The organism is Luteimonas changyuni, assembly GCF_039548395.1.
In the GTDB taxonomy this organism is placed as follows: domain Bacteria; phylum Pseudomonadota; class Gammaproteobacteria; order Xanthomonadales; family Xanthomonadaceae; genus Luteimonas.
Genome location: NZ_JBCLUZ010000031.1, coordinates 1 through 26105 on the forward strand (window position 1 = coordinate 1; position 26105 = coordinate 26105).

The window sequence follows — 26105 nt, forward strand, 5'->3', positions numbered from 1 at the left end:
GGAGGCAGGGGGGATGCCCAGAGCCGGCCATGGATGGCCGGCGGCCGGAACTGGGAGCAGGATGCGCATATTCCGGCTGGGCATCCCCCCTGCCTCCACGGCGGGCAGCGCGCACCCTCCCGGAGCAATCACCCGCAAGCTCCACGCAGTCGGAAGAAGAACCAAAAAAAGGGCCCCGAAAACACTCCGGGGCCCTGGAACAGGAAAATACTGTCGCGATGCCGCTTATGCGACAGGCGCCACCCCTGCCGCCTGTGCGCCCTTCGGGCCCTGGGTGACTTCATAGCTGACGCGCTGGCCTTCCTGCAGGCTGCGGAAGCCTTCGGAAGAGATCGCCGAATAGTGCACGAACACGTCCGAGCTGCCGTCTTCGGGAGCGATGAAGCCGAAACCCTTGGCGTCGTTGAACCACTTCACTGTGCCGTATTGCATGACTCGTCCTACCTTGTCTGGTTGCGATTGCGCATGCCGACCTGCAAGGGACCGGACACGCGCGTCCCGAGTATGCAAAGCCCGGCGCCGCGGTGCAAATCAGCCGGCGAGCAGCGCCTCGACCAGTGCTGGCAGTCCCGAGGACGCCGCGGTGACGTTGGCAAGAACGTCATCAAGCGTGATCACTTCTTCCATCTGCGGTCCCGCACCCGCCGCCCAGTTGGCAACGATGGCCAGGCTGGCGTACTCCAGGCCCAGTTCGCGCGCGAGCCCGGCCTCGGGCATGCCGGTCATGCCGACCAGGTTGCAGCCGTCGCGACGCATGCGCGCGATCTCGGCGCGGGTCTCCAGGCGCGGGCCCTGGGTGGCGCCGTAGCAGCCGCCATCGACCAGCGCGACGCCGGCGTGTTGCGCCGCGGCCAGCACGTCACGGCGCAGCGAGGGCGTATAGGGATCGCCCATGTCCACGTGCAGCACCTCGGTGCCCGGCTCTTCGCAGAAGGTCGAGATGCGGCCCCAGGTGTAGTCGATCAGCTGGTCGGGACAGGCGAGCACGCGCGGGCCGAAGGCCTCGGTGATGCCGCCCACGGTGTTGAGCGCCAGCACCCGGCGCGCGCCCAGCGCATGCAGCGCGGAGAGGTTGGCGCGGTAGTTGACCAGGTGCGGCGGCACGGAATGGCCTTCGCCATGGCGGGCCAGGAAGGCGACCTGCCTGCCGGCGATGCGGCCGATGCGCACCGGGCCCGAGAGCGCGCCGTAGCGCGTGGGCGGCTGGTGCGTTTCGACGTCCTCGAGGCCGGCGAGCTGGTACAGCCCGGTGCCGCCGATCACCGCCAGGGCGATGGGCTCAACGGGCGGCGGTAGCGGATTGGCTTCGGGCGACATGTCCGTTCCCTGCGGTGTGCGCGGCCTATTCGGCCAGCGCGTAGATGGCGGGCAGGTTGCGGCCCTGTTCGTTGTAGTCCATGCCGTAGCCGAACACGTAGCGGTCGGGTACGTCGATGCCGGACCAGTCGGCGCAGACACCGTCAATGCAGCGGTCGTGCGCCTTGGTGGCCAGCACAGCCACGCGCACGTCGGCGGCGCCTTCGTCTTCGCACCAGCGGGTGACGGCCTTCAGCGTGTGGCCTTCGTCGAGGATGTCGTCGACCAGGATCACGCGGCGGCCGCGCATCGGCGTTGCCGGGCGGTGCAGCCAGGCCAGGCGGGAACCGCTGGTGCTGCCGCGGTAGCGGGTGGCGTGCAGGTAGTCGAACTCGAGGTCGAGGCCGCGTTCGCCCAGCGCGAAGCCGAGCTGCACGGCGAAGGGCATGCCGCCGTTCATGATGGTCACGAACAGCGGCGCGCGTTCGTCGCCGGCGTATTCGGCGTGGATGGCATCGGCCATGGTCTGGATCACCGCTTCCAGCGTGGCGCGGTCGTGGATGACGTCGGCATCGGCCATCACGGTGGCAAGCGACGGCGCGTTCATGCAGCCACCCCGCCGCCCTGGCGCGCGGATGCGGCGCCGTGGCGCGCGTCGGCCAGCAGGCCGTCCCAGCCCAGTGCGCCGCGGCCGATGAGCCCGGCCAGCGCCATGGTGTTGAGGCTGCGGCCTTCGACCGCGGCCAGCGACTCTTCCACGAGCTCGGGATGGCAGACCAGGACCACGTCGCAGCCGGCATCGAGATGCGCATCGACGCGCGCCTTGATGCCGCCGACGCCGTGCGCTGCGGCCATGCCGATGTCGTCGGAAAAGACCACGCCGCGGAAGCCCATTTCGGTACGCAGGATGTCGTTGATCCACAGCGGCGAGTAGCCGGCGGGCTCGGGCGCCACCTGCGGATAGACCACGTGCGCAAGCATCACCGCGTCGGCACCGGCGTCGATCCCGGCGACGAAGGGCACCAGGTCCTGGGCGCGGATCACGTCCAGCGGGCGGTCGTCGACGGCGTCGTCGAAGTGGGTGTCCTCGCGCACCGAGCCGTGGCCGGGGAAGTGCTTGAGCGTGGCGGCCATGCCGGCCTCGTGCATGCCTTCGACGTAGGCGCGGGTGAAGGCGGCAACCACCTGCGGATCGTCGGAAAAAGCACGGTCGCCGATGGCGAGGTTGCCGCGCCCGAGATCGACCACCGGGGCGAAGCTGAGGTCCACGCCCGAGGCACGGATTTCGCTGGCCATCAGCCAGGCGTGTTCGCGGGCGCGCTGCAGCGCGGCCCCGGGGTCGCGTGCGTAGTCGCGGCCGAAGGTATTCAGCGGCGGCAGCGCGCTGTAGCCCTCGCGGAAGCGCTGCACGCGGCCGCCTTCCTGGTCGACGCAGATGAGCTGCGGACGCGGCGCGGCCTCGCGGATTGCGGCGGACAGTTCGGCCACCTGCGCGCGCGAGGCGAAGTTGCGGGTGAACAGGATCACGCCGGCGCAGGCATCGTGCTGCAGCCAGTCGCGTTCCTGTGCGGTCAATCCGGTACCGGCGATGCCGATGACAAGCATGGTGGTTCTCCTCAGGCGGCCGGCCCCGCGCGTTCCGCATCGCTCCACAGCGAGTACGGCCGCGCGGCCAGTGCCAGATTGTAATAGCGGGGGCAGTCGGTGGCCTCGACGCCCAGCCACGGCGGGTGTTCGAAGGCCTCGCCGGCGGATTCGAGCTCGATCTCGGCCACGACCAGGCCGGCGTTGTCACCGAGGAACTCGTCGACTTCCCACAGGTGGTCGCCGTGGCGCACCAGGTGGCGGTGCTTCTCCACCAGGCCACCGACGCACAGCGCGAGCAGCTCGCGGGCTTCGCTCACGGGCAGCGGGTATTCGAACTCCTGCCGGGTGTGGCCTAGCTCGCGCGACTTGATGTTGAGGAATGCTCCATCGCCCTCGAGCCGCACGCGCACCGAAGCGCGCTGCCGCCCTTCGTCCATCGACGACTGGTCGTTGAGGTAACCCTGGGCCATGGGTATCACCGCGTGAGCCGCATCGCGCCAAGCCTCACCGGTCACCATGAATTTCCGTTCGATCTCGATGCCCATGAACCTTCACAACCCTCTGTAGGAGCAGCCATGGCCGCGACCTGCCTTTGTAGGAGCGGCTATAGCCGCGACCCGCCTCTGTAGGAGCAGCTATAGCTGCGATCCCGGCCAGACAGCTTATCGCGGCTATAGCCGCTCCCACAGGTGAAGGTGAGGCTTATCGCGGCTATAGCCGCTCCCACAGGTTGGGGGTGAGGCTTATCGCGGCTATAGCCGCTCCCACAGGTGCGGGGGGTGAGGCTGGTCGCAGCTATGGCTGCTCCTGCAGGGGCTGGGCGGGAGCTGGCGGGTCGAAGACGGCGATGGATTCGACGTGGGCGGTGTGCGGGAACATGTCCATGACGCCGGCGGCGCGCAGCTGCCAGCCGCGCTCGTTGACGAGGTAGCCGGCGTCGCGTGCCAGCGATCCGGGATGGCAGCTGACGTAGACGATCCGCTCCAGGCCGTCCAGCGGCAGCTGCTGCAGCACTTCCAGCGCGCCGGCGCGGGCCGGGTCGAGCAGCAGCCTGTCGAAGCCGGCCTTCATCCAGGGCTGCTCCCGCAGGTCGGTGGTCAGGTCGGCCATGTGGAAATGCACGTGCGCCATGCCGTTGCGCGCCGCATTGCCGCGCGCGCGCTCCACCAGCCCGGCGTCGCCCTCCACACCCACGACTTCATCGGCAACCCGCCCCAGCGGCAGGCTGAAATTGCCCAGCCCGCAGAACAGGTCGAGCACGCGCTCGCCCGGCTGCACGTCGAGCAGTTCGAGCGCATGCGCGATCATCGATTCGTTGAGCGCGGCGTTGACCTGGATGAAGTCCAGCGGCTGGAAGTCGAGCTCGACGTCCCAGGGGGCGAGACGGAACGACAGCCTCGGATTTTCCGGCCACAGCGGCGCCACGGTGTCGAGCCCGCCCGGCTGCAGGTACACGGCGAAATCGTGCTCCTGCGCAAACGCCGCGATCGCCGAGCGGTCACGCTCGCCGAGCGGCTCAAGGTGGCGGAACACCAGCGCGGTGGCCTCGTCGCCGGCCGCGAACTCGATCTGCGGGATCGCACTGCGCGCGTCCATGCCGTCGACCAGGGCGGCGAGCGCCCCGAGGCGGCTGCCGAGCTGCGGAACCAGGGTGTGGCATTCGCCCAGTTCGGCGACAAAGCGCGCATCGCGCTCGCGGAAGCCGACCAGGGTCCTGTCCTTCTTCTCCACGCGCCGCACCGAGAACCGCCCCTTCCTGCGATAGCCCCAGGGGCTCGCGGTGAGCGGCGGCAGCGTCGTCTCCGGCCGCACCTGCCCGATGTGCTCGAAGTCCGCGGCCAGCATCCGCGCCTTGGTGGCGATCTGCTGGTCCCCGGCCATGTGCTGCAGGCTGCAGGCGCCGCATGTGCCGAAGTGCGGGCAGGCCGGCTTGACGCGTTCGGGCGCGGCCAGCAGCACCTCCACGACTTCGGCCTCGTCGAAGCGGCGCGCGCGACGCGTCTGCACCGCCAGCACCCGCTCGCCGGCCAGCGTGCCGGCGATATGCACGAGCTTGCCGGCGTGCGGATGTCCTTCGGGCCGGCGGGCAATGCCGCGGCCGTCGGCGCCAAGTTCGAGGATGTCGGCCTCGAACGGAGTCCTGTCAATGCGTGCCAATGAAAAATACCCGGAACAGTTTATCGAACCCCCATTCTGACCTTGCGGGCGCGGCCATAGCCGCGACCGCTGTCGTGGGAGCGGCTATGGCCGCGATCAAGGGCATGGCCGGTTGGAGGATGATCGCGGCTATAGCCGCTCCCACAAGGTGTTACTTCTGCCGCCAGGAGCCGCCCTGCTGATACCACCAGCCAGAGCGCGCGCTCGCGACCCACTGCTTCGCGAACACGTCGCGGATCTGCGACTCCCATTCGGGATGGCCGTTGGCCACGGCGATCTCGCGATAGACGGCGTTGCGGTCGCGGTTGTCGTCGGCCACCGCTGCGTTCACCGCCACGCGGTCCTTGAGCGGCAGCCTGGCCGCGTCACGCACCACCAGCAGGCCGTCGCTGCCGAAGCCGAGCGCGCCGCTGTCGAAGTGCGGGCGCAGGGTCGATGTGAAGCGCGATTCCATCCGCTGCTGGATCGCCTGGATCGCCGGGGTGCGGATGCTGATGTCCGGCGCCTGTGCGTGCGCTGGCGCGATGCCCAGCAGCATCCACGGGTCGAAGGCGACCCGGCGCGGCCCGTCGGCCGGAAGCAGCGCCATGCCGCCCGCGCCCTCGCCGGGAACGTCATTGCCCGAGGCGTCGTTCGCGGGGCCCTCGCTCTCCGGAACGGCCGGCGTCGCGCCTTCGTCCCCGATCACCTTCTCCACGAATTCGCGCGCGGCTTCGCGCGCCTCGGCCGCGGGAAAATACACGTTGATGGTGACGCAGGCGGTGAGCACCAGCGCAGCGGCGATTGGCAAAGTGTACGAACGCATGCAGTCCTCCTGGGACGGGTCAATCGAACACCGGCGAGACCTCGCCGGAACCTGCTGCGGCCAGGCGCTCGACCAGGGTTTCCCAGTCGACGCTCCGGTTGAAACCAACGATGTCCAGCCGCGGCAGCCCGGACCCTTCGACGATAACAAACCCGCTGCCGCGCGGCTGCAGGCCGGCCATCGTGCAGACGCCGTTCACCAGCCGGCACGACAGGCCGATGCGGCGGTAGCCGAAGTCGTCGAACAGCCCCAGCAGCTGGCCCTGCAGGCTGGCGGTGAACGAGGCATCGCCGACGCTGGAGATGTCCTGCACCGCGCGCTGGCTGATCCGCTGGCGGACGCCGCGGCGCGGCTCGGTGTGCAGCTCGGCATCGAAGGCCACCGGCTCCCAGTCGACCAGGCGCAGGCCCTCGACCTGGCCGTGCAGCCGCCCGCTGATGCCGCCGACTTCGAACACGCCGGTCAGCGCCTGCAGGTCCAGGCCGTCGAAGCCGATGTCGGCCAGCAGTGTGGGCGCGACGCCGAAGGGCCGCTCCATCGCCAGCGAAGACACCCGCACTTCGCCGTCGAACGCATGCATGACCAGGCCGCCATCGAAATCCAGGCGCTCGCCGACATAGCGCACGCCTGGAATGCTGCCCGACAGCGTGCCCGGGAACGCCGGCAGACCGAGGGCCGGCATCAGCCGCGCCATGTCCAGCGTTTCGACCGAGAGTGCTCCTTCGATCAACAACGGTCCGTGCGGCCCGGGCGGGCGCACGCGCAGCGCCGACACCGAGAGCCGCCCGTCGAGCAGCGGGATGTCGGCAGCCGCGCTCAGATGCAGTTCTCCGCCGCTGCTCCGCCACGGCAACCGCGCCGCGCCGAGCGCGATCGCACCGAGTGCGCCGCTTCGCCACTGCAGCTCGCTCTGCGCGCTGCCCTCGGATACCAGGTGGACGCGACCATCGAGGCCGTCGAAGCGGAAGCGATCAGCGGGCGCGGCAAGGCCGAGTGCACGCGGCCGCAGGTCGAAGGTCGACAGCACGCCGTCGCGCAGCGCCAGGTCGATATCCAGGGCACCCGACATCGCCAGCCCGCCGAGGCCGGCGACGCCTAGCCAGCCCGAGAGATAGCGCTCCGGCAGCAGCGAAACGTCGGCGCTGCGCAGCGACAGCGCAAGATCGCGCAGGCCGCCTTCGCCCAGGAACGCACTGCCGCCGACCTCGAGTACTCCCGGGTCACTGGCGGAAAATTCCGTCAGCGCCCAGCCGTCGCCTGCGCGCTGCGCACGCGCGTGCAGCGGCAACGCTGCGTCGGGGAGCACGAAATACCCGCTGCCCAGCAGCAGCTCGCCACCGCGCAGCTCACCATCGAGCGCCAGCAGCGGGCCGTCATCGAGCGCCAGCCAGTCGAAGTCGAGGCCGGCGGCAAGCCCGGCACCGGCAACGCGGCCGTCAGTGCTGTCGAAGGCGGCGTCGGCAAGCGCCAGCCGACCCTGCAGCCGCAGCGGCCCCGCGTCGGGAACGCGCGCCTGCAGGCTGCCGTCGATGCGGCCCTCGCCAAGATGGACCTCGCTCCACGCCTGCGCCGCCAGTGCCTGTGCCCATGCCACCGGAACACGCGCAAGGTCGATGGCGAACAGGTCGGGTTCCGCCTCCGTGCGCAGCAGCGCCAGGCGTGCGCCGCCGGCACCGGAGAGCGCGGCCTGGATATCGCCACGCGGCAGTGCCAGCGCCAGTCGCAGCGGCGCGCCACGTCCCTGGCGGACTTCGCCCTCGCAGCGCCAGCCTTCGGCGCCGTCGCGGCGCAGCGGGCAGCGCCAGGACAGCGCGTGGAAGCGATAGCCAAGATCCGGGGCCACGGCGCGCCCGGCGCTGATGCGCAGGTCGCCGCTGTCCGCCCCCGCCGGCCAGTCCAGCCGCACTTCCACGTCGTGCAGGGTCGCGACCGGCGTCGACACCTCGGCCACGCTCGCGGTCAGCGTGCGCGCCTCGGCGCCGCCGGCGTGCAGCAGCGCGAACAATCCAAGCAGGGGTAAGATCCACGCTGACATGGCTGTCAGATTAGCGACAGGAGTGCACGCCTTGATGAAGCCCCGCATCCTGCTGGTCGAGGACGACCCCACCACCGCCGCCTTCCTGGCGGCCGCCACGGAAGCGCTGCCCGCCAGCGTGGATATCGTCGCAACCCGCGCGGCCGCCCGCGCCCAGGCCAGCAACATCGCCTACGCGCTCTGGCTGGTGGATGCCCACCTGCCCGACGGCGATGGAGCCGGCCTCCTGGCCGACCTGCGGGCGCTGGGCCTGGCCACGCCTGCGATCGCACACACCGCCGCGCGCGAAGGCGATGTCCACCAGTACCTGCACCAGGCGGGATTCGATGCGGTGCTGGTCAAGCCCCTGGCCGCGGCCGCGCTGCGCGCCGCGATTGCCGGAACCCTGGCGGGCAGGACGCCGTCGCGCATCGCCGAGCCCGCACCCGGGGTCGCGGAACACGCGGCCGCACATGGACCCGCGGAATCGGCATGGGACGACGCCGCGGCGCTGCGCGCGCTCAACGGCGAACGTGCGCACGTCGATGCCCTGCGCCAGCTGTTCCTGGCCGAACTGCCGGCCGTCCATCGCCTGGTCATGGCCGCGGGGCAGTCCGGCGGCCAAGCGACGATGCAGGACGCCCTGCATCGCCTGCGCGCGAGCTGCGGATTCGTCGGCGCGGCGCGGCTGGAGCAGGCGGTGATCGCACTCCAGCGCGCGCCGACCTCGGCCGGGGCGCTCGCGCACTTCGACGCCGCGGCTCAGGAACTCTCACCGTCGCCCTGACGCAGGGGCGTCGCGGTCATCCGGCCGAGTTCCCCCAGCAGCTGCCACGAGGCCAGGGGCCGTCCGCCGAGATGCGACTGCAGCACTTCGCGCATCACCCGGCGCAGGCCGCCCAGGTCCTCCGCCGGCGGCGCGCTGTCCGCGGCCAGCGCCAGCAGTGCGCGTCCGGTGGCGCTGCGCGCGCGATCGCCGCCACCGCGATCGCCATGCACCCGCAGCGGTCCCTGCTCCGCGTCCAGCCGATAGCGCGCGGCCGGATCCACCCGGCTGCCGTCGCCCTCGTGCGCGTAGTCCATGCCAACGCCGAGCGCATCCAGCAGGTCGCGTTCAAAGCGGCGCAGGGTCCAGGCCAAGGGCTCGCCGGCGCCCAGGCGCGCGCGCAGCTCGCCGTAGGTGGCGTAGAGCTCGGCCTGGGGATCCTGGCGCGGGGCCAGGCGCAGGATCAGTTCGTTGGCGTAGAAGCCCGACAGCATCGCGTCGCCCTGCAGCCGCGGCGCGGCGTCCAGCGCCTCGGCCGTGGCCAGCTGGGCGAGTTCGCCGCGGAGAAACGCGTCGAAGCGGATGTGCTGCATCGGCTGCAGCGCCGCGCGCAGCGCCTGACGCTTCGGCCCGCGCACGCCGCGCGCGACCAGTCCGATGCGCCCGTGCTCCGCGCACAGGACCTCGACCAGCAGGCTGGTTTCCCGCCAGGGCCTGGCGTGGAGGACATAGGCGTGTTCGCCGAGGATCCGCATCCCGCCATTGTAGGTTCCGGCCTTTGTGGGAGCAGCTATAGCTGCGAACGCCTTTAGTGGCGGCATCTCGGCCAGGCCGATCGCAGCTATAGCTGCTCCTACAGGGCGGGAGTGGCTAGTCGCCGTAGCCCAGGGTGCGCAGGGCGGCTTCGTCGTCGGACCAGCCGGCGCGTACGCGGACGAAGGTCTCGAGGAAGACCTTGGAATCGAACAGGCGCTCCATCGACAGCCGGGCCTTGGTGCCGATTTCGCGCAGGCGCATGCCGCCCTTGCCGATCACGATGGCCTTCTGGCCGTCGCGCTCCACCCAGATGACGGCGCCGATGCGGACCAGCGGACCGGACTTCGAGGTCTCCTCGGTGAAGGACTCGATCTCGACCGTGGTCGAATACGGGAGCTCGGCGCCAAGCTGGCGCATCAGCTGCTCACGCAGCAGCTCGCCTGCCAGGAAGCGCTGGCTCTTGTCGGTGATCGCGTCCTCGTCGTAGGCGGGCTCGCCTTCGGGCACCAGCTTCAACAGCTCGGCCACCAGCACATCCAGGCCGGTGTGCTTCAGCGCGGATACCGGATGCACGCCGGCGAATTCGCGGCCCTCGGTGGCCTTCTGCAGGTAGGGCAGCAGGCTGGCCTTGTCCTTGATGCGGTCGACCTGGTTGACCACCAGCACCACCGGCACGTTGGCCTCGCGCAGGGCCTCGTAGGCCAGGCCGTCTTCATCGTCCCAGCGGCCGGCCTCGACCACCAGCACGGCCGCGTCCACGCCTTCCACGGCGCCGCGCGCGGCACGGTTCATCATCCGGTGCATGGCCGTCGCCGACTGCCTGCGCTCGCCGCGGTGGATGCCGGGGGTATCGACCAGCTGCAGCTGGCCGCCGGGGAACGTGGCGATGCCGAGCAGCCGGTGGCGCGTGGTCTGCGGGCGGTTGGAGACGATGCTGACCTTGGCGCCCACCAGCGCGTTGACCAGGGTCGACTTGCCGACGTTGGGCCGGCCGACGATGGCGATCGCGCCGCTGCGGCTGGTGGCTTGGGTGTTCATGGCTTTGCTGGTTCCAATTGGGCGAGCACCGCGGACGCGGCCTCCTGTTCTGCGGCGCGGCGGGAGCTGCCGCTGCCTTCGGCGTCGGTCGCGGGATCGCTGAGCTGGCAGCGGACCAGGAAGATCCGCGCGTGCTCCTCGCCACCTTCGGTCAGCAGTTCATAGCTCGGCAGCGGACGTTGCCGCGCCTGCAGCCACTCCTGCAGCCGGGTCTTGGGGTCCTTGCCGATGCCGCCGGCCGGGAGGCCGTCGATCTCGGGTTCGAACCAGGGCAGCACGGCGGCGCAGCAGGCGTCGAAGCCGGCGTCGAGGTAGATCGCGCCGACCACGGCTTCGAGCGCGTCGGAGAGGATCGAGTCGCGGCGATGCCCGCCGGACTTCATCTCGCCCGGGCCCAGCGTGATGCGGGCGCCGAGTTCAAGCGTGCGCGCGATCCGCGCCAGCGACGACTCGCGCACCATCTCGGCGCGGGCGCGGGTCATCGCGCCTTCGTCGGCCCTGGGCCAGCGCAGGTACAGCGCCTCGGCCACGATCAGCCCGACCAGGGCGTCGCCTAGGAACTCCAGGCGTTCGTTGTGCGGTGCGCCGGCGCTGCGGTGGGTCAGCGCCTGCGCCAGGAGCGCGGGATCGCGGAACACGTGTCCCGCGATGCGCGCGGGGGCATCAATCGACCGCACCGGCCCTGGTCAGCATCTGCGTGGACTCGAACTTGCCGACCACGTCCAGGTTTCCGATCAGCTCCTTGCGGACCTCGTACTTGACGTCCATCTGCCAGCCGGCGCCCACGCGCTTGAGCTTGACGTGCTCCGGCTTCACGTTCTCCGAGTAGCTGATGTACAGCCGGCGGAAGAACAGGTCCTGGATCTTGCGCGGGTCGGTATTGGCGATGCCCGGCTCGTTGGCCAGCCCCTTCATCGCCGAGCGCACGCTGTAGTACTCCGAATACATCGGGAACAGCTTCATGCCGACGTAGGCGAACAGGCCCACGACCGCCAGCACGATGATGAATCCGAGCAGGGTGATGCCGCGTTGTGAATTCCTCATTGCCCCTCTCCCCTTGGTCCGCGATGCCTTGATTGTCGCGCCGGCCGGTGCCGCCGTGGTCACAGGCGGGTGCCGATGCGCTTGAAGTCGACGCCACCGGCGGCGCTGTCGAAGTTCATCCACACCAGGAACGCCTTGCCGCGCAGCTGCGCCTCCGGCAACGTGCCCCAGAAGCGGCTGTCGTCGCTTCTATCACGATTGTCGCCCATCACGAAATATTCGCCCGCGGGCACGGTCCATTCGCCGACGCCGTGGTTGGCGAACATCGGGCTCTCGATCTCCAGCACTTCGTGCGGACCGGTGCCCAGGTCCTCGACCAGCAGGGTCGCACCGGTCATTTCCTCGCCCCGGCCCTTGCCCACGTACGCGCCGACCGGCTGGTAGGCCGCCGGCTCGCCGTTCACGTACAGGACGTTGTCGGTATACGCGATCCGGTCACCGGGCAGGCCGACCACGCGCTTGATCCAGTCCTGGTCCGGGTGCGCAGGCGGGCGGAACACGACCACGTCGCCGCGCTCGGGCAGGCCGATCTCGACCACCTTTTTGTTGTTGACCGGCAGGCGCAGGCCGTAGGCGAACTTGTTGACCAGGATGAAGTCGCCGATCAGCAGGGTCGGCATCATCGAGCTGGAAGGAATGCGGAAGGGCTCGGCGATGAAGCTGCGCAGCACCAGCACCACCAGCAGGATCGGGAAAAAGGCGCGCGCGTAGTCGACGACCACCGGTTCCCTGCCCTCGTCCAGAAGGCCTGCACGCGCGTTGCGCGCCTTGGCGAACAACAGCCGGTCAAGCAGCCAGATGATGCCGGAGGCGAAGGTCAGGATGACCAGCCCGAGTTCGAACCACTTCATCATGCGCGCACCTCGCCCGTGGCACGCCCGTTGGCCGCCATCACTTGTTGTCCACCTGGAGCACCGCGAGGAAGGCTTCCTGCGGGATCTCGACGCGCCCGACCTGCTTCATGCGCTTCTTGCCTTCCTTCTGCTTTTCCAGGAGCTTCTTCTTGCGGCTGATATCGCCACCGTAGCACTTGGCCAGCACGTTCTTGCGCAGCGCCTTGACCGAGCTGCGGGCGATGATCTGCGAGCCGATGGCGGCCTGGATCGCGACGTCGAACTGCTGCCGCGGGATCAGGTCCTTCATGCGGTCGGTCAGGTCGCGGCCGCGGCGGTCGGCGTGGCTGCGGTGGACGATGATCGACAGCGCGTCGACCTTGTCGCCGTTGATCAGCGTGTCCACGCGCACGAAGGGACCGGCGTCGAAGCGCACGAAGTGGTAATCCAGCGAAGCGTAGCCGCGGCTCACCGACTTCAGGCGGTCGAAGAAATCCAGCACCACTTCCGCCATCGGCAGCTCGTAGCTGATCTGCACCTGGCTGCCGAGGTAGTTGATGCCGACCTGGCTGCCGCGCTTCTCTTCGCACAGGGTGATCACGTTGCCGACGTAATCCGGCGGCGTGAGGATGTTGGCGCGGATGATCGGCTCGCGCACTTCCTCGATCTTGTTGGACGGCGGCAGCTTGGCCGGATTGTCGAGCGACATCACCTCGCCATCGGTCATCAGCACTTCGTAGACCACGGTCGGCGCGGTGCTGATCAGGTTGAGGTCGTACTCGCGCTCGAGCCGCTCCTGCACGATCTCCATGTGCAGCATGCCGAGGAAGCCGCAGCGGAAGCCGAAGCCCATGGCCTCGGAACTCTCCGGCTCGAAGCGCAGCGCGGCGTCGTTGAGGCGCAGCTTTTCCAGCGCCTCGCGCAGGTCCGGATAGTCGTCGGCGTCGACCGGGAACAGGCCGGAGAACACCCGCGGCTGCATCTCCTGGAAGCCGGGCAGCGGGTGCGGCGCCGGATCGTTGGCGAGCGTGAGCGTGTCGCCGACCGGCGCGCCGTGCACGTCCTTGATGGACGCGTTGATCCAGCCCACCTCGCCCGCGCGAAGCGCCGCGGTTTCCTTGCGCTTCGGCGTGAACACCCCGACCTTGTCGACCTGGTGGGTGCGGCCTGTGGACATCACCAGCATCTTGGCGCCGGCCTTGATCTCGCCCTGCATCACCCGCACCAGCGAGACCACGCCCAGGTAGTTGTCGAACCAGGAGTCGATGATCAGCGCCTGCAGCTTGTCGGTGTCGCGCGGCACGGGCGGCGGGATGCGGTGGACGATCGCTTCCAGCACCTCCTCCACGTTCAAGCCGGTCTTGGCGCTGACCGCCACCGCGTCGGTGGCGTCGATGCCGATCACCGCTTCGATCTCGGCCTTGGCGCGCTCGATGTCGGCGGTGGGCAGGTCGATCTTGTTGAGCACCGGGATCACTTCCAGGCCCTGCTCGACCGCGGTGTAGCAGTTGGCGACCGACTGCGCCTCGACGCCCTGGGCGGCGTCGACCACCAGCAGCGCGCCCTCGCAGGCGGCCAGCGATCGGCTGACTTCATAGCTGAAGTCGACGTGGCCGGGGGTGTCGATGAAGTTGAGGTGGTAGGTCTCGCCGTTGCGGGCCGTGTACGGCACCGACACCGACTGCGCCTTGATGGTGATCCCGCGCTCGCGCTCGATCGGGTTGTTGTCGAGCACCTGCGCTTCCATCTCGCGCGCGGTGAGGCCGCCGCAGAGCTGGATGATTCGGTCGGCCAGCGTCGACTTGCCGTGGTCGACGTGGGCGATGATGGAGAAGTTGCGGATGTTCCGCATCGGATCGGGGGGCATGGGCGGCAGTCTGGTGGCCCACGTCGGGCCGGATCGTCGAACGGGATATTGTCGCACAGCCGCTGCGAGCCGCCGCGGCCCGTGCAGAGCGCGCTATGGCGGCGAGCACCGTGATGGGGAATCCCCGGAAAGTGCAATCGCGGCTATAGCCGCTCCCACAATGCGGCGGTGGCCGCTCCCAGATTGCGGCCGTGGCCGCTTCCCACATTACGGCCGGGGCCGCTCCACAGTGGCCGGACTCGGCTCCTGTGGGAGCCGCTATAGCGGCGATGGGTTTGCGACCATGGCGGCAACAAGCATCGCGGCCATGGCCGCTCCCACAAAGTCGGTCCCGCAATCGCGGCTGTGGCCCCTCCCACGGGAGTCGTGGCGACCCTTACTCCGCGCTCTCGCGGGGCGTCACCGCGATGAACTGCGTTCCGCCGCTGCGGTTGCGGACCAGCAGCATGACCGTTTCTCCGGCCTTGACCTTGCCCAGCTCGCGGTCGAGCGCGGCCGGGGTGGCCACGTTCACGCGGCCGACCTGCAGGATCACGTCACCCGGCTGGATGCCGGCGCTGCGCGCAGCGAGTCCTTCAACGCGCGCCACGGCCACGCCCTCGTCCGGCTTGAGGTCCAGCCGGCGGCGCTGCTCGGCGCTCAGCTCGCTGCCGACCAGGCCCAGGGGATTGCTCTGCTGCGCCGCCGGCGGCCGCGCCGTCGGGCGCGAACCCGCCCCCGCGATGCCTTCGTCAAGCTCGCCCAGGGTCAGGCTGATGTCGCGGGTGCGCCCTTCGCGCCAGATCTTGACCCGGACCTTGCTGCCCGGTGGCTTGGCGCCGATCATCGGCGGCACGTCGCTGGACTGGTTGACGGGGACGCCGTCGACCTCGCGGATCACGTCGCCGCGCTCGATGCCGGCCTTCTCGGCCGCGCCGCCCTGGACCACGTCGGCGACCAGCGCGCCGCGGATGTCGGGCAGGTCGAGGCCCTTGGCGTCGTCGGGCCGGATCTCCTGCACCTGCACGCCCATCTGGCCGCGGCGCACCAGGCCGGTGTCCTTGAGCTGCTCGGCCACGTTCATCACCACGTCGATCGGGATCGCGAAGCTGACGCCCATGTAGCCGCCGGAGTTGGAGAAGATCTGCGAGTTGATGCCGATCACCTCGCCGCTGGTGTTGAGCAGCGGGCCGCCGGAGTTGCCGCGGTTGATCGCGACGTCGGTCTGGATGAAGGGCACGTAGCGCTGGTTGGAATAGCGGTTGGCGCGGCCGACGGCGCTGACGATGCCGGCGGTGACCGACTGGTCGAAGCCGAACGGCGAACCGATCGCCACCGCCCACTGCCCCGGCTTGACGCTGTTGGCGTCGCCGGCGCGCAGGAAGGGCAGGTCCTTGGCGTCGATTTTCAGCACGGCGACGTCGGACTGCTCGTCGCTGCCGATCACCTCGGCGCTGAATCCGCGGCGGTCGGGCAGCGTCACCCGGACATCGCTCGCGCCATCGACCACGTGGTGGTTGGTGATCACATAGCCGTCGCCGGAGATCAGGAAGCCGCTGCCCATCGACACGCCGCCACGGCCGGCGCCCGGATCCTGCGGCGCGCCCGGGAACGGCGTGCCGGGACCGAAGAAGCGGCGGAAGAACTCGGGCATGTCATCGGGCATCGCCTGCGCCTGGCGGCTGCCGCGGGCGTCGATGGTGACTTCGATGTTGACCACCGCCGGCGCGACACGATCGACCAGGCGGGTGAAGTCCGGCAGGCCGGTGACCAGCGGCGCCGATGGCGGCGCGGACACTGCAGCCGGAGCCGGAGCCTGGCCCTGTGACTGCGCGGTGGCGGCCGGAATCACGACCGCGGCGGTACCGGCTGCAGTCAGGGCGACCAGGGCCAGCGCAAAGACGGGGGTTTTCATCGGGGATCGGCCTCGACTTGGTGATCGGGAAGTTGAACGCCTGACGCACGCGGCGTCTCCAGCCGTGGCTGGAACGGCGCGAAATTGTCGGCCTGCTGAAGCCCGTAGCCGGCCGCGAACGGCTGCATGGCCGACAGGCCGGGCAGCGTGGCCCGGGGCCAGGGCCGCGTGGCCGCGGCAGGCAGGGCGCCAAACAGGGCGTCGCCACTCGCAGTGGTCGCAGGCGCTGCGGCCAGCACCGGCAGCCCGGCATCAACGGCCGGCTGCGGCGTCTGCCGGACCTCGATCGCGGGTGCCAGCGGCGCCACGGGCAGCCGCGGTGCCGTTGCAACCGCCCGGACCGGGGCTTCGGCGGCAGCCTGCGAGCGGCGAAGCGCGGCGCGCTGCGCCTGGCTGCGCGTGCTGCCGCGATCACCGGCGCGACGGGGAACCTCGGCCACGGCGACCGCCAGCGGCGCGGCGGCGGCGAGCAGGCCCGATCCGACATCCGTCGCGGATGCGGGCTGCGCGGGATCTTCAACGACGCCGCCGTCTGTCTCCGCGGTCTGGGCGAGCGGAACCGCTGCAGCAACGCTTTCAACAAGCGACGGCGCGGACATCGACGTACTGGAGGCCGTGGCCAGCTCCGGTGCCTGGGTGTCGGGCATCTGCCGGGCCATGAACAAGGCCACCAGGGCGACCGAGGCAGCCAGCGCGCCGCCGCCCCAGCGCAGCAGGCGCGGCGGGCGCGGCCGCGCGTTCCCGGCCGCGGGCGCGGTCACTGCAGCCGCGGGCGCGGCAATGGCAGCCGCCACCCGCTTGGAGAAGTCCGCCGGCAGCAGGGCATGCCCGCGGCCGCGCAAGACGTCGCCGCTGACCTGCCAGCGCTCCCAGCATGCGGCTAGCTCGCCGTCGTGCTGGAGGCGACGCAGCATGAAGCGCGCCTGGTCGGGTGACAGCTCGCCGTCCAGCATCGCCGACAGCTGCCGGCGGTTGTGGGCATAGAGCTTGTCCGGCGGCGCCGGTTCGAAATCGATGTTGTCGTAGTCGTGGGTCATCAGTGTGCTCATCGCGCCGCGCGTGCGGGCGCGGATCCGGTATCCATCAGGGGTTCGAGCTCGACGTCGATCGCCTCGCGGGCGCGGAAGATGCGCGAGCGGACGGTACCGATGGGGCAGTCCATGCGCGTGGCGATCTCCTCGTAGCTCAGGCCTTCGACTTCGCGCAGGGTGATGGCCGTGCGCAACTCCTCGGGCAGTGCTTGGACCGCGCGCAGCACCGTTTGTTCCATCTGCTGGCGCATCAGCTCGCGCTCCGGCGTGTCGTTGTCGCGCAGGGCGGTGGCGGAGTCGAAGTGCTCGGCGTCGCTGACCTCGATGTCATCGGTGGGCGGACGGCGGCTGTGCGCGACCAGGTGGTTCTTGGCGGTGTTGACCGCGATCCGGTGCAGCCAGGTAGAGAACTGCGCGTCGCCGCGAAAGCTGCCGATCGCGCGATAGGCGCGGATGAAGGTTTCCTGTGCGATGTCCTGGCACTCGCTCCAGTCGCGCACGTAGCGCGCCACCACGGCGGCCACGCGATGCTGGTACTTGCGCACCAGCAGGTCGAACGCCGCCATGTCCCCTTCCTGGACGCGGCGGACAAGGTCCTGGTCGAGCTGTGGATTGTCGATTTCAGCCATCGGCCGGTGCTCTCCTCGGGACCGGCCCTAGGGACCGGATATGACCTTCACGCAGGGCAAAAGTTCCCTGCTGCAGGATCATCTGGGGTCGCGTTCAGCCGCGTGCAAGCCGGATGCCCCGACGCGGGCCATTTGACGCCGGTGAAACAGACTCTGGATCATAGGCAATTCCCCCGTACCCGCACGGATGGTTCCGCATGATTCCTGGCCTCGATGGTCTGCGCTTCAGCCACTGGCAGGCGGAGCAGCGCACAGACGGCGTTGTCCTGCTCACGTTCGACCGTTTGGGCGAGTCGGTGAACACCTTCGCCCAGGATGTCCTGGTCGAACTCGACGCCCTGCTCGAGCGGCTGGCGCTCGACCCGCCCAAGGCACTGGTGCTGCGCTCGGGGAAGGCGAAGGGCTTTATCGCCGGGGCGGACATCCGCGAGTTCGCCGAGTTCGACGCCAAGGGCACCATCGGCGATTCCATCCGCCGCGGCCAGCAGGCCTTCCAGCGCCTGGCCGAACTGCCCTGCCCCACGGTGGCCGCGATCCACGGCTTCTGCATGGGCGGCGGCACCGAGATCGCGCTGGCCTGCCGCTACCGCGTGGCCAGCAACGACCCTTCCACGCGCATCGGCCTGCCCGAAGTGAAGCTGGGCATCTATCCCGGCTGGGGCGGCAGCGTGCGCCTGCCGCGCCTGGTGGGCACGCCGGCTGCGATGGACATGATGCTGAGCGGACGCACGCTGTCGGCATCGGCGGCGAAGAACATCGGCCTGGTCGACCAGGTGGTGGAGCCGGCGCAGCTGGTGGACGCCGCGGCCGAGCTCGCGCTCAAGGGCGTGGTGCGCCCGCTCAAGCAGCGCTTCACCGGTTGGCTGACCAACCTCGGGCCGGTGCGGCAGCTGATGGCGCCGATGCTGGTCAAGCAGGTCGCGCGCAAGGCCCGCAAGGAGCACTATCCCGCGCCCTACGCGCTGATCGAGACCTGGCGGCGCACGGGCGGGGGCATCCAGAACCGTTTGGCCGCCGAGCGCAAATCGGTGGTGAAACTGGCGGGCACGCCGACCGCGCGCAACCTGACGCGGGTGTTCTTCCTGCAGGAGCGGCTGAAGGCGCTTGGCGGAAAGGACAGCGGCATCCAGCGCGTGCACGTGGTCGGCGCCGGGGTGATGGGCGGCGACATCGCCGCGTGGGCGGCACTGAAGGGCTTCGATGTCACGCTGCAGGATCGCGAGCAGGGCTATATCGACACGGCGCTGGCGCGTGCGCAGGAGCTGTTCGCGAAGAAGGTCAAGGTCGATGCGAAGCGGCCGGAGGTCGCGGCGCGACTGAAGTCGGACCTGGCCGGCGACGGCGTGGCCGGCGCTGATCTGGTGATCGAGGCGATCATCGAACAGCCGCAGGCCAAGCGCGCGCTGTACGCGGGCGTGGAGCCGAAGCTCAAGGCCGACGCCCTGCTCACCACCAACACCTCGTCGATCCCGCTGGACGAACTGCGCACCGGTCTCGCGCGCCCGGCGCAGTTCGCCGGCCTGCACTACTTCAACCCGGTGGCGCTGATGCCGCTGGTGGAGATCGTGCGCCACGATGCGATGGACGCCGACACCGAGCGCCGCCTGGCCGCGTTCTGCAAGGCGATCGACAAGCTGCCGGTACCGGTGGCCGGCACGCCGGGCTTCCTGGTCAACCGCCTGCTGTTCCCGTACATGCTCGAGGCCGCGACCGCGTATTCCGAAGGCATCCCGGGCGCGGTGATCGACAGGGCGGCGGTGAAGTTCGGCATGCCGATGGGTCCGATCGAACTGATCGACACCGTCGGCCTGGACGTGGCCGCAGGCGTCGGCGCGGAGCTCGCGCCCTTCCTCGGCCTGCCGATCCCGGCATCGCTGGCGACGCCGCCCGAAATGGGCAAGCGCGGCAAGAAGGACGGCCAGGGCCTGTATGCCTGGGAAAACGGCAAGGCGAAGAAGCCGGACGTGCCGAAGGACTACAGGGTACCGGCCGACCTCGAGGATCGCCTGATCCTGCCGCTGGTCAACGAGGCGGTGGCGGCCCTGCACGAAGGCGTGGTGGCCGACGGCGACCTGCTGGATGCGGGCGTGATCTTCGGCACCGGCTTCGCACCCTTCCGGGGTGGCCCGATCCAGTACGTGCGCGAATCGGGGGCTGACGCCCTGTTGCTGCGCTTGAAGGCGCTGCAGGCAACGCACGGCGACCGGTTTGCGCCGCGGCCGGGCTGGGATTCGCCAGCCCTGCGGCGCTGACAGGAACCCGACCGCTTTTGTAGGAGCAGCTATAGCTGCGAAAGCCGACCTGCATCCCCTGCAGGAGCAGCTATAGCTGCGATCGGTTCCAGGCAGAACCCGGGTCGCAGCTATAGCTGCTCCTACAGGTCCGGGCTGTGAGATTCCGGAGATCGCAGCTATAGCTGCTCCTACAGTTTCGGTATGAGATCGCAGCTGCAGCTGCGCCTACATGGTGTGCGTGGGCTTCTCGGCGGTGAGGCTGCCGGCGAGCAGGGTTTCGATCTTGCCCTTCACGTTCTCGCCCTCGGCGGTGTCGGCGAACTGCACGCCGATGCCGGCGGTGCGGTTGCCCTGGGCGCCGGGCGGGGTCACCCAGACCACCTTGCCCGCGGCCGGCAGGCGCTCGCTGGACTCGGGCAGGGTCAGCAGCACGAAGACTTCGTCGCCGATGAAATAGCGCCGCGTGGTCGGCACGAAGATGCCGCCGTGCTTGAGATAGGGCATGTAGGCCGCGTACAGCTGGGCCTTGTCCTTGACTGCCAGTGACAGGATGCCCTGCCGCGCGCCGCCGCCGGTTGCACTCATCGCGTGACTCCCCTTGCCTTGTCGCCCGCCGCGTCGCGCCATGCGAGCAGCAGGTCCACCACCGCGAGATCGGCGCGGACCGTGCTGCGCAGCAGTTCGCGGGTGCGATTGGCGGCGTCGAACCAGGCCGCCAGCTTCCGGATTCCCGCGGGATCGGTCAAGCCGGCGGCGTGGTCGCGCGACAGGTCGGCGGCGTGCAGCAGCCGCTGCATCGCCGATTCGTCCGCGGTCCAGGCCTTGGCGACCTCCAGCGGCGAGGCCGCGTTGGATGCGACCTTGGCCAGGTCCGCGGCAACCTCGCGACGCAGCGCCATGCCGCCGTCGCGCAGCCATGCGTCGGCCAGGCCGGGATGGCCGCGCGCCGCGCCAAGGGCTTCGGTCGCGACTGCAGGCGCATGGCCCTGCGCCTGCAGCCATGCCGCGGCTTCATCGACCGGCGGCAGGCGGAACTCGAGCCGCTGGCAGCGGCTGCGGATGGTCGCCGGCAGGCGCGCCGGGTTGGCGCTCAGCAGCCACAGGTAGCGCCCGGGCACCGGCTCTTCCAAGGTCTTGAGCAGCGCGTTGGCAGCGGCACCGTTCATGTCGTCGGCGGGATCGATGATCGCGACCTTCGCACTGCCGTATTGCGGCGTGGTGTTGAGGCGCGCCGAGAGCTCGCGCACCTGGTCGACCGGGATCACCGCCATCTGCCGCGGCGGCGATGGTGTGTGGCGCCAGGCATGGCCAACGAAAATGGCGTCCGGGTGTCCCGGGTGCCCCCAAGGCTGCGACAGCGAGCCGTCGGGACGATGTTCCAGCGGATCCTTCTGCGAGCGCGAGCGGTACAGCACGCAGGGGCGGCACTGACCGCAGGGCCGCGCCGTGCCATCCGTCGCCTGGCACAGCACGCGCGCGGCGAGGCGTTCGGCGACCGCGCGCTTGCCGAGCATGGCCGGCCCGGTGAACAGCAGCGCGTGGCCCATGCGTCCGCCATCGAGCGCGGCGGCGGCGTGGTCGTACACCCGCTGCTGCCAGGGCGCGAGCGGCGCGTCGAAGCTCATGCCGCGCTCCGCGATGCGCGCAGCGCGGCAAGCGCCGCCGCCACGACGTCGTCCACCGGGCGCGAAGCGTCGACCACGCGGAAACGCCCTGGCTCGGCCGCGGCGCGCGCAAGGAAGGTCGCGCGCACGCGCTCGAAGAACGCGTCACGCTCGCGCTCGATGCGGTCGGGCTGCGGATCACGGCTGCGGATGCGCGCGCGGCCCTGGGCCACGTCGATATCGAGCAGCAGCGTCAGTCCGGGGCGGACGCCGACCACGCGGCGTTCGAGGTCGGCGATGAAGTCCACGTCCAGGCCGCGACCGCCGCCCTGGTAGGCATAGCTGGAATCGGTGAAACGGTCGCACAGCACCCAGGCACCGCGCGCAAGCGCTGGCTGCACGGTCGCGCGCACGTGCTGCGCGCGGGCGGCGAACATCAGCAGCAGCTCGGTCTCCGCGGCCACGGCCTCGTCACCGGGGTGCAGCAGCAGGTCGCGGATCTTCTCCGCCAGCGGCGTGCCGCCGGGTTCGCGCGTGACCACCACTTCGCCGCCGTCGGCCATGAGCGCGTCACGCAGCGCGGCCAGCACCGTGGTCTTGCCGGCGCCCTCGCCGCCTTCCAGCGACACCAGGCGCGGATGCATGGGCACCACGCTCATCGACAGCCCGCTCATCGCGGCCCGTGCTGTTCGCGGTAGCGCTGCACGTACTGGCGCACGGCGGCGTTGTGCGCCTCGAGCGTGGGCGAGAACACGTGGCGGCCGCTGCCGTCGCCGATGGCGACGAAGTACAGCGCGTCGGTCTCCTCCGGCTGCGTGGCCGCCCGCAGCGCGGCGGCGCCGACCATCGCGATCGGCGTCGGCGGCAGGCCGTCGCGGGTATAGGTGTTGTAGGGCGTGTCGGCAAGCAGGTCGCGGCGGCGGATGTTGCCGTCGTAGCCGCTGCCCATGCCGTAGATCACGGTCGGGTCGGTCTGCATGCGCATGCCGATGCGAAGCCGGCGGGTGAACACGCCGGCGATCATCGGCCGCTCTTCGGCGATGCCGGTTTCCTTCTCCACGATCGAGGCCAGCACCAGCGCCTCGTCAGCCGTGTCGATCGGCAGGTCGTCGGCGCGCGCCTGCCAGGCGGCAGCGAGCGAGCGGTCGAGGTCGGCGGCGGCGCGGCGCAGCAGGTCGACGTCGCTGTCGCCGCGGTCATAGGCGTAGGTTTCGGGCAGGAAGCGGCCCTCGGGATGCACGCCCTCGCGGCCCAGCGTCGCCATCAGCGCGGCGTCATCGACCTCGTGCAGGGTCTGCACCAGCGGCGTGGCGCGGGCCAGCGCGGCGCGCAGCTCGCGGATGTTCCAGCCCTCGACGATGGTGAAGCGGTGGTGCACCACCTTGCCGTCGCGCATGTGCTCGAGCAGCTGCCTGGCGGTGATGCCGGGCTCCAGCGCGTACTCGCCCACCTGGATATGGCCGTCGGTGCCGAGCTGCCGCGCCAGCAGGCGCCATTCGAGGTCGCGGCCGGCGTCGATGCCCTGCCCGCGCAGGCGCGTGACCACGCTGCGCAGCGTGTCGCCGCGCTCGACCATCAGGTTGCCGCCCTCGGCAACGCCCGGCAGCGGCCCGGTGGCGAAGCGCTGGTAGCTGCTCCAGGCCTGGTAGCCCACCGCGCCGGCGACGATGGCCGAGAGCAGGAACAGGACGAGGACGATGCGCTTGAACGCCTTCATGGCGCGCGCCCGGCGGTGTGGCGATGGCGGTCGGAATGCATGCGCCGAAGGATACCGTGCCCGCCGCGGCGCCGGTCAGGCACCGATGGCCTGCAGCATGCCGCGGGCCTTGGCGCGGGTCTCGTCGAGTTCGTGCGCGGGATCCGAATCGGCCACGATCCCGGCGCCGGTGCGGAAGCGCAGCACGTCGCCGCCGACCTCGGCGCTGCGGATCAGGATGTTGAGGTCCATGTCGCCGCTGCGGTCGAGCCAGCCCATGGCGCCGGTATAGGCGCCGCGGCCGACGCCCTCCAGCCCGGCGATGATCTCCATGCAGCGCACCTTCGGCGCGCCGGTGATCGTGCCGCCGGGGAACACCGCGCGCAGCACCTCCCCGGGCGTGGCATCGGCGCGCAGGCGGCCGCGTACGTTGCTCACGATGTGGTGCACGTGGGCATAGCTCTCCACCACCATCAGTTCGTCGACCTCGACGCTGCCGGCGCGGCTGACGCGGCCGAGGTCGTTGCGCTCGAGGTCGACCAGCATCACGTGCTCGGCGCGCTCCTTGGCATGGCCGACCATCTCGCGGATGCGCTCGGCATCGTCGTCACCCGGAAGCCGCGGCCGGGTGCCGGCGATCGGCCGGGTCTCGACCAGGTCGCCGCGCACCGACACCAGTCGCTCGGGCGAGGCGCTGACCACCGCGCCGTCATCGCCGAGATCGAACAGGCCGGCGAACGGCGCCGGGTTGGCGCGGCGCAGGCGTTCGTACAGCGCGGCGGGTGCCAGCGGCGCGTCGAAACGCGCCAGCCAGCCCCGCGAGAGGTTCACCTGGAACACGTCGCCGGCGCGGATGTATTCGAGCGCGCGGGCGACGGCGGCGAGGTAGTCGGCATCGGGGTCTTCGCGGCACTCGAGCAGCGCCGGCCAGTGCGGCGCGGTGGCGGTGGCGTCGGCATGCGGTGCGAGCGGATGCGGGGCCGCCGCGATGTCGGCCAGCACGTCCTCCAGCAACGCCTCCGCGCCGGCTTCCGCCAGCAGCACGGTGTCGCCGCTGACCCGGTCGCGCAGCACCGCAGCCGGGCAGCGGCAGGCCACGGCCACGGGCAGCACACCCGGCGCGGGCGGCAGGCGCAGCACCGGCTCCACCTGCGCGCCAAGCTCATAGCCCAGCAGCAGCGCCCAACCGCCCTGGAAGGGCCACGGCGAAGGCGCGCGCGGCCGGCGCAATGCGCCCCAGTCGGCGTCGAGGGTACGCAGGAAGTCATCACCCGCGGGCGTGCTGCCTGCGAGCGTTCCGTCCGCAGGCACGTCCTCAGCAGACGTGCCCTCGGCAGGCGTGCCGTCGCTGCGCCGCGTGCTGCCGTCGCGACCGAGCGTGATGCGCGCGCCGTCGGCCACGAGCAGCATGTCCCAGCGCCCGAGTGCGGTGCCCGAGGCCACGGATTCGAGCAGCAGCGGATAGCGTGCGGGCGCACGGCGCTGCAGCGCGAGCAGGTCGAGGCCGTGCGCCAGCGCGCGGACGTTGGTCATATGCGGGTTCCGCCGCCCTGCGGCGGCACCGTGCTCAGATGCGGCGGAAGACGAGGCTGCCGTTGGTGCCGCCGAAGCCGAACGAATTCGACATCGCCACCTCGACCTGCTGCTCGCGCGCGGTGTGCGGCACGTAGTCGAGGTCGCAGCCTTCGGACGGATTGTCGAGGTTGATGGTCGGCGGGATCACGCCGGTATGCAGCGCCATCGCCGAGAACACCGCCTCCACGCCGCCAGCGGCGCCCAGGAGGTGGCCGGTCATCGACTTGGTCGAGCTGACCATCACCTTGCGCGCGTGCGCGCCGAGCACGCTCTTGATGCCCATGGTTTCGGCCAGATCGCCGGCCGGCGTGGAGGTGCCGTGGGCGTTGATGTAGCCGACCGCGGACGGGTCGATGCCGGCATCACGGATCGCGGCCACCATGCAGCGCGCGCCACCCTCGCCGTTCTCGCTGGGCGCGGTCATGTGGTACGCATCGCCGCTCATGCCGAAGCCGGCGAGTTCGGCGTAGATGCGCGCGCCACGCGCCTTTGCGCGCTCATACTCTTCGATCACCAGCACGCCGGCGCCGTCGCCCATGACGAAGCCGTCGCGGCCCTCGTCCCAGGGGCGCGAGGCGCGCTGCGGGTCGTCGTTGCGGGTCGACAGCGCCTTCATCGCGCAGAAGCCGCCGAGCGAAGTCGGGGTGGTGGCGAACTCGGCGCCGCCGGCGATCATCGCGTCGGCGTCGCCGTACTGGATCATGCGCATCGCCAGGCCGATGTTGTGCGTGGCCGTGGTGCAGGCGGTAACCGCTGCGATGTTCGGCCCCTTGGCGCCGGTCATCATCGAGACCTGGCCGGCGATCATGTTGATGATGGTGCTCGGCACGTAGAACGGCGAAATCTTGCGCGGGCCGCCCTCGTGGAACCTGATGGTGGTTTCCTCGATGCCCTTCAGGCCGCCGATGCCGGCGCCGATGGCGACGCCGATGCGCTCGGGATCGTCGGCCGCGACGTCCAGCCCGGCGTCGGCAAGCGCCATCATCGCGGCGGCGACGCCGTAGTGCACGAAGGGGTCCATCTTCTTGACGTCCTTCGGCGCGATCCACTGCGTGGGATCGAAGCCCTTCACCTCGCCCGAAATGCGGGTGGCGAAGGCCGAAGCGTCGAAATTGGTGATCGGGCCGATGCCCGAACGACCGTCCACGATGCCCTGCCATGACGAGGCCAGGTCATTGCCAAGCGGCGACAGGATGCCGAGGCCGGAGATGACGACGCGACGCTTGGACATGGGAGCTCCTGGACGGTTGTGCACGCCGCCGAGCGGCGTGCCGGAAAC

25 protein-coding genes are annotated in these 26105 nt (G+C 70.3%); 2 read left to right on the top strand and 23 right to left on the bottom strand.

Annotation, left to right across the window (positions count from 1 at the left end):
• Nucleotides 1-225: 225 nt before the first annotated feature.
• The 8 genes from WCD84_RS11335 to WCD84_RS11370 form a co-directional block, all read right to left on the bottom strand.
• Nucleotides 226-432: a cold-shock protein gene (locus tag WCD84_RS11335; protein ID WP_343255997.1), complete on the bottom strand. Its 207-nt coding sequence runs from the start codon at nt 430-432 to the stop codon at nt 226-228.
• A 99-nt stretch (nt 433-531) separates the two neighbouring features.
• A complete protein-coding gene (locus WCD84_RS11340) occupies nt 532-1317 on the bottom strand; it encodes an S-methyl-5'-thioinosine phosphorylase (protein ID WP_343255996.1) in 786 nt (261 codons plus the stop codon).
• Between the two features lie 25 nt (nt 1318-1342).
• Nucleotides 1343-1903 (bottom strand): hypoxanthine-guanine phosphoribosyltransferase, encoded by a 561-nt coding sequence (locus WCD84_RS11345; protein WP_343255995.1) that lies wholly within the window; start codon nt 1901-1903, stop codon nt 1343-1345.
• The gene (gene nagZ, locus WCD84_RS11350) at nt 1900-2901 is read right to left on the bottom strand and encodes a beta-N-acetylhexosaminidase (protein ID WP_343281445.1); all 1002 of its coding nucleotides are present in this window, start codon (nt 2899-2901) and stop codon (nt 1900-1902) included. Before nagZ ends, WCD84_RS11345 begins: the two co-directional genes overlap by 4 nt.
• A gap of 11 nt (nt 2902-2912) precedes the next feature.
• Nucleotides 2913-3428, bottom strand: a complete 516-nt coding sequence (locus WCD84_RS11355) for a CYTH domain-containing protein (RefSeq protein ID WP_343255993.1) — start codon at nt 3426-3428, stop codon at nt 2913-2915.
• Nucleotides 3429-3678: 250 nt separating this feature from the next.
• Complete coding sequence (gene rlmD, locus WCD84_RS11360) at nt 3679-5040, bottom strand: 23S rRNA (uracil(1939)-C(5))-methyltransferase RlmD (RefSeq protein WP_343281446.1); 1362 nt, start codon at nt 5038-5040, stop codon at nt 3679-3681.
• Nucleotides 5041-5191: 151 nt separating this feature from the next.
• Nucleotides 5192-5845 carry a YdbL family protein gene (locus WCD84_RS11365; protein ID WP_343255991.1) on the bottom strand — a complete coding sequence of 218 codons (654 nt, stop codon included), beginning with the start codon at nt 5843-5845 and terminating at the stop codon, nt 5192-5194.
• Nucleotides 5846-5864: 19 nt separating this feature from the next.
• The gene (locus tag WCD84_RS11370) at nt 5865-7880 is read right to left on the bottom strand and encodes a hypothetical protein (RefSeq protein ID WP_343281447.1); all 2016 of its coding nucleotides are present in this window, start codon (nt 7878-7880) and stop codon (nt 5865-5867) included.
• Between the two features lie 34 nt (nt 7881-7914).
• On the opposite strand from WCD84_RS11370, the gene WCD84_RS11375 reads away from it, so the two are divergent.
• Nucleotides 7915-8646: a response regulator gene (locus WCD84_RS11375; protein ID WP_343281448.1), complete on the top strand. Its 732-nt coding sequence runs from the start codon at nt 7915-7917 to the stop codon at nt 8644-8646.
• Here WCD84_RS11375 and recO read toward each other — a convergent pair.
• From recO to rpoE, 9 genes are all read right to left on the bottom strand, one after another.
• Nucleotides 8622-9380: a DNA repair protein RecO gene (gene recO / locus WCD84_RS11380; RefSeq protein ID WP_343281464.1), complete on the bottom strand. Its 759-nt coding sequence runs from the start codon at nt 9378-9380 to the stop codon at nt 8622-8624. The two genes, WCD84_RS11375 and recO, sit on opposite strands and share 25 nt — an antisense overlap.
• A gap of 115 nt (nt 9381-9495) precedes the next feature.
• The gene (era, locus tag WCD84_RS11385) at nt 9496-10419 is read right to left on the bottom strand and encodes a GTPase Era (protein ID WP_343255988.1); all 924 of its coding nucleotides are present in this window, start codon (nt 10417-10419) and stop codon (nt 9496-9498) included.
• Nucleotides 10416-11096 (bottom strand): ribonuclease III, encoded by a 681-nt coding sequence (gene rnc, locus WCD84_RS11390; RefSeq protein ID WP_343255987.1) that lies wholly within the window; start codon nt 11094-11096, stop codon nt 10416-10418. The genes era and rnc overlap by 4 nt, the downstream gene beginning before the upstream one ends.
• On the bottom strand, nt 11083-11463 hold the full coding sequence (locus tag WCD84_RS11395) for a DUF4845 domain-containing protein (protein WP_343255986.1): 381 nt from the start codon (nt 11461-11463) through the stop codon (nt 11083-11085). The genes rnc and WCD84_RS11395 overlap by 14 nt, the downstream gene beginning before the upstream one ends.
• Nucleotides 11464-11522: 59 nt before the next feature.
• Nucleotides 11523-12314 carry a signal peptidase I gene (lepB, locus tag WCD84_RS11400; protein ID WP_343256000.1) on the bottom strand — a complete coding sequence of 264 codons (792 nt, stop codon included), beginning with the start codon at nt 12312-12314 and terminating at the stop codon, nt 11523-11525.
• 40 nt (nt 12315-12354) lie between these two features.
• Nucleotides 12355-14148: a translation elongation factor 4 gene (lepA, locus tag WCD84_RS11405; RefSeq protein WP_343255999.1), complete on the bottom strand. Its 1794-nt coding sequence runs from the start codon at nt 14146-14148 to the stop codon at nt 12355-12357.
• A gap of 391 nt (nt 14149-14539) precedes the next feature.
• Complete coding sequence (locus WCD84_RS11410) at nt 14540-16057, bottom strand: DegQ family serine endoprotease (RefSeq protein WP_343255985.1); 1518 nt, start codon at nt 16055-16057, stop codon at nt 14540-14542.
• The gene (locus tag WCD84_RS11415; RefSeq protein WP_343281449.1) at nt 16054-17094 is read right to left on the bottom strand and encodes an RseA family anti-sigma factor; all 1041 of its coding nucleotides are present in this window, start codon (nt 17092-17094) and stop codon (nt 16054-16056) included. Before WCD84_RS11415 ends, WCD84_RS11410 begins: the two co-directional genes overlap by 4 nt.
• Before the next feature lie 8 nt (nt 17095-17102).
• Nucleotides 17103-17717, bottom strand: a complete 615-nt coding sequence (rpoE, locus tag WCD84_RS11420; protein ID WP_343255983.1) for an RNA polymerase sigma factor RpoE — start codon at nt 17715-17717, stop codon at nt 17103-17105.
• Nucleotides 17718-17914: 197 nt separating this feature from the next.
• On the opposite strand from rpoE, the gene WCD84_RS11425 reads away from it, so the two are divergent.
• A complete protein-coding gene (locus WCD84_RS11425; RefSeq protein ID WP_343281450.1) occupies nt 17915-19969 on the top strand; it encodes a 3-hydroxyacyl-CoA dehydrogenase NAD-binding domain-containing protein in 2055 nt (684 codons plus the stop codon).
• 207 nt (nt 19970-20176) lie between these two features.
• Here WCD84_RS11425 and WCD84_RS11430 read toward each other — a convergent pair whose 3' ends face one another.
• The 6 genes from WCD84_RS11430 to fabF all read right to left on the bottom strand — a co-directional run bounded on the left by WCD84_RS11430 (nt 20177) and on the right by fabF (nt 26057).
• A complete protein-coding gene (locus tag WCD84_RS11430; RefSeq protein ID WP_343255981.1) occupies nt 20177-20536 on the bottom strand; it encodes a PilZ domain-containing protein in 360 nt (119 codons plus the stop codon).
• Nucleotides 20533-21576: a DNA polymerase III subunit delta' gene (locus WCD84_RS11435; protein WP_343281451.1), complete on the bottom strand. Its 1044-nt coding sequence runs from the start codon at nt 21574-21576 to the stop codon at nt 20533-20535. The genes WCD84_RS11430 and WCD84_RS11435 overlap by 4 nt, the downstream gene beginning before the upstream one ends.
• Nucleotides 21573-22229, bottom strand: a complete 657-nt coding sequence (gene tmk / locus WCD84_RS11440) for a dTMP kinase (protein WP_343255979.1) — start codon at nt 22227-22229, stop codon at nt 21573-21575. The genes WCD84_RS11435 and tmk overlap by 4 nt, the downstream gene beginning before the upstream one ends.
• Entirely contained in the window at nt 22226-23272 is a 1047-nt protein-coding gene (mltG, locus tag WCD84_RS11445; RefSeq protein ID WP_343281452.1) for an endolytic transglycosylase MltG, read from the bottom strand. Before mltG ends, tmk begins: the two co-directional genes overlap by 4 nt.
• A gap of 75 nt (nt 23273-23347) precedes the next feature.
• Entirely contained in the window at nt 23348-24784 is a 1437-nt protein-coding gene (locus tag WCD84_RS11450; RefSeq protein WP_343281453.1) for an aminodeoxychorismate synthase component I, read from the bottom strand.
• A gap of 34 nt (nt 24785-24818) precedes the next feature.
• Entirely contained in the window at nt 24819-26057 is a 1239-nt protein-coding gene (fabF, locus tag WCD84_RS11455) for a beta-ketoacyl-ACP synthase II (protein WP_343278580.1), read from the bottom strand.
• Between the last annotated feature and the right edge of the window lie 48 nt (nt 26058-26105).

Bases quoted from the DNA above. Each gene is read 5' to 3' on its own strand.
- WCD84_RS11335 (WP_343255997.1), bottom strand. From the start codon at position 432: ATGCAATACGGCACAGTGAAGTGGTTCAACGACGCCAAGGGTTTCGGC.
- WCD84_RS11340 (WP_343255996.1), bottom strand. From the start codon at position 1,317: ATGTCGCCCGAAGCCAATCCGCTACCGCCGCCCGTTGAGCCCATCGCC.
- WCD84_RS11345 (WP_343255995.1), bottom strand. From the start codon at position 1,903: ATGAACGCGCCGTCGCTTGCCACCGTGATGGCCGATGCCGACGTCATC.
- nagZ (WP_343281445.1), bottom strand. From the start codon at position 2,901: ATGCTTGTCATCGGCATCGCCGGTACCGGATTGACCGCACAGGAACGC.
- WCD84_RS11355 (WP_343255993.1), bottom strand. From the start codon at position 3,428: ATGGGCATCGAGATCGAACGGAAATTCATGGTGACCGGTGAGGCTTGG.
- WCD84_RS11365 (WP_343255991.1), bottom strand. From the start codon at position 5,845: ATGCGTTCGTACACTTTGCCAATCGCCGCTGCGCTGGTGCTCACCGCC.
- WCD84_RS11370 (WP_343281447.1), bottom strand. From the start codon at position 7,880: ATGTCAGCGTGGATCTTACCCCTGCTTGGATTGTTCGCGCTGCTGCAC.
- WCD84_RS11375 (WP_343281448.1), top strand. From the start codon at position 7,915: ATGAAGCCCCGCATCCTGCTGGTCGAGGACGACCCCACCACCGCCGCC.
- recO (WP_343281464.1), bottom strand. From the start codon at position 9,380: ATGCGGATCCTCGGCGAACACGCCTATGTCCTCCACGCCAGGCCCTGG.
- era (WP_343255988.1), bottom strand. From the start codon at position 10,419: ATGAACACCCAAGCCACCAGCCGCAGCGGCGCGATCGCCATCGTCGGC.
- WCD84_RS11395 (WP_343255986.1), bottom strand. From the start codon at position 11,463: ATGAGGAATTCACAACGCGGCATCACCCTGCTCGGATTCATCATCGTG.
- lepB (WP_343256000.1), bottom strand. From the start codon at position 12,314: ATGAAGTGGTTCGAACTCGGGCTGGTCATCCTGACCTTCGCCTCCGGC.
- lepA (WP_343255999.1), bottom strand. From the start codon at position 14,148: ATGCGGAACATCCGCAACTTCTCCATCATCGCCCACGTCGACCACGGC.
- WCD84_RS11410 (WP_343255985.1), bottom strand. From the start codon at position 16,057: ATGAAAACCCCCGTCTTTGCGCTGGCCCTGGTCGCCCTGACTGCAGCC.
- WCD84_RS11415 (WP_343281449.1), bottom strand. From the start codon at position 17,094: ATGACCCACGACTACGACAACATCGATTTCGAACCGGCGCCGCCGGAC.
- rpoE (WP_343255983.1), bottom strand. From the start codon at position 17,717: ATGGCTGAAATCGACAATCCACAGCTCGACCAGGACCTTGTCCGCCGC.
- WCD84_RS11425 (WP_343281450.1), top strand. From the start codon at position 17,915: ATGATTCCTGGCCTCGATGGTCTGCGCTTCAGCCACTGGCAGGCGGAG.
- WCD84_RS11430 (WP_343255981.1), bottom strand. From the start codon at position 20,536: ATGAGTGCAACCGGCGGCGGCGCGCGGCAGGGCATCCTGTCACTGGCA.
- WCD84_RS11435 (WP_343281451.1), bottom strand. From the start codon at position 21,576: ATGAGCTTCGACGCGCCGCTCGCGCCCTGGCAGCAGCGGGTGTACGAC.
- tmk (WP_343255979.1), bottom strand. From the start codon at position 22,229: ATGAGCGGGCTGTCGATGAGCGTGGTGCCCATGCATCCGCGCCTGGTG.
- mltG (WP_343281452.1), bottom strand. From the start codon at position 23,272: ATGAAGGCGTTCAAGCGCATCGTCCTCGTCCTGTTCCTGCTCTCGGCC.
- WCD84_RS11450 (WP_343281453.1), bottom strand. From the start codon at position 24,784: ATGACCAACGTCCGCGCGCTGGCGCACGGCCTCGACCTGCTCGCGCTG.
- fabF (WP_343278580.1), bottom strand. From the start codon at position 26,057: ATGTCCAAGCGTCGCGTCGTCATCTCCGGCCTCGGCATCCTGTCGCCG.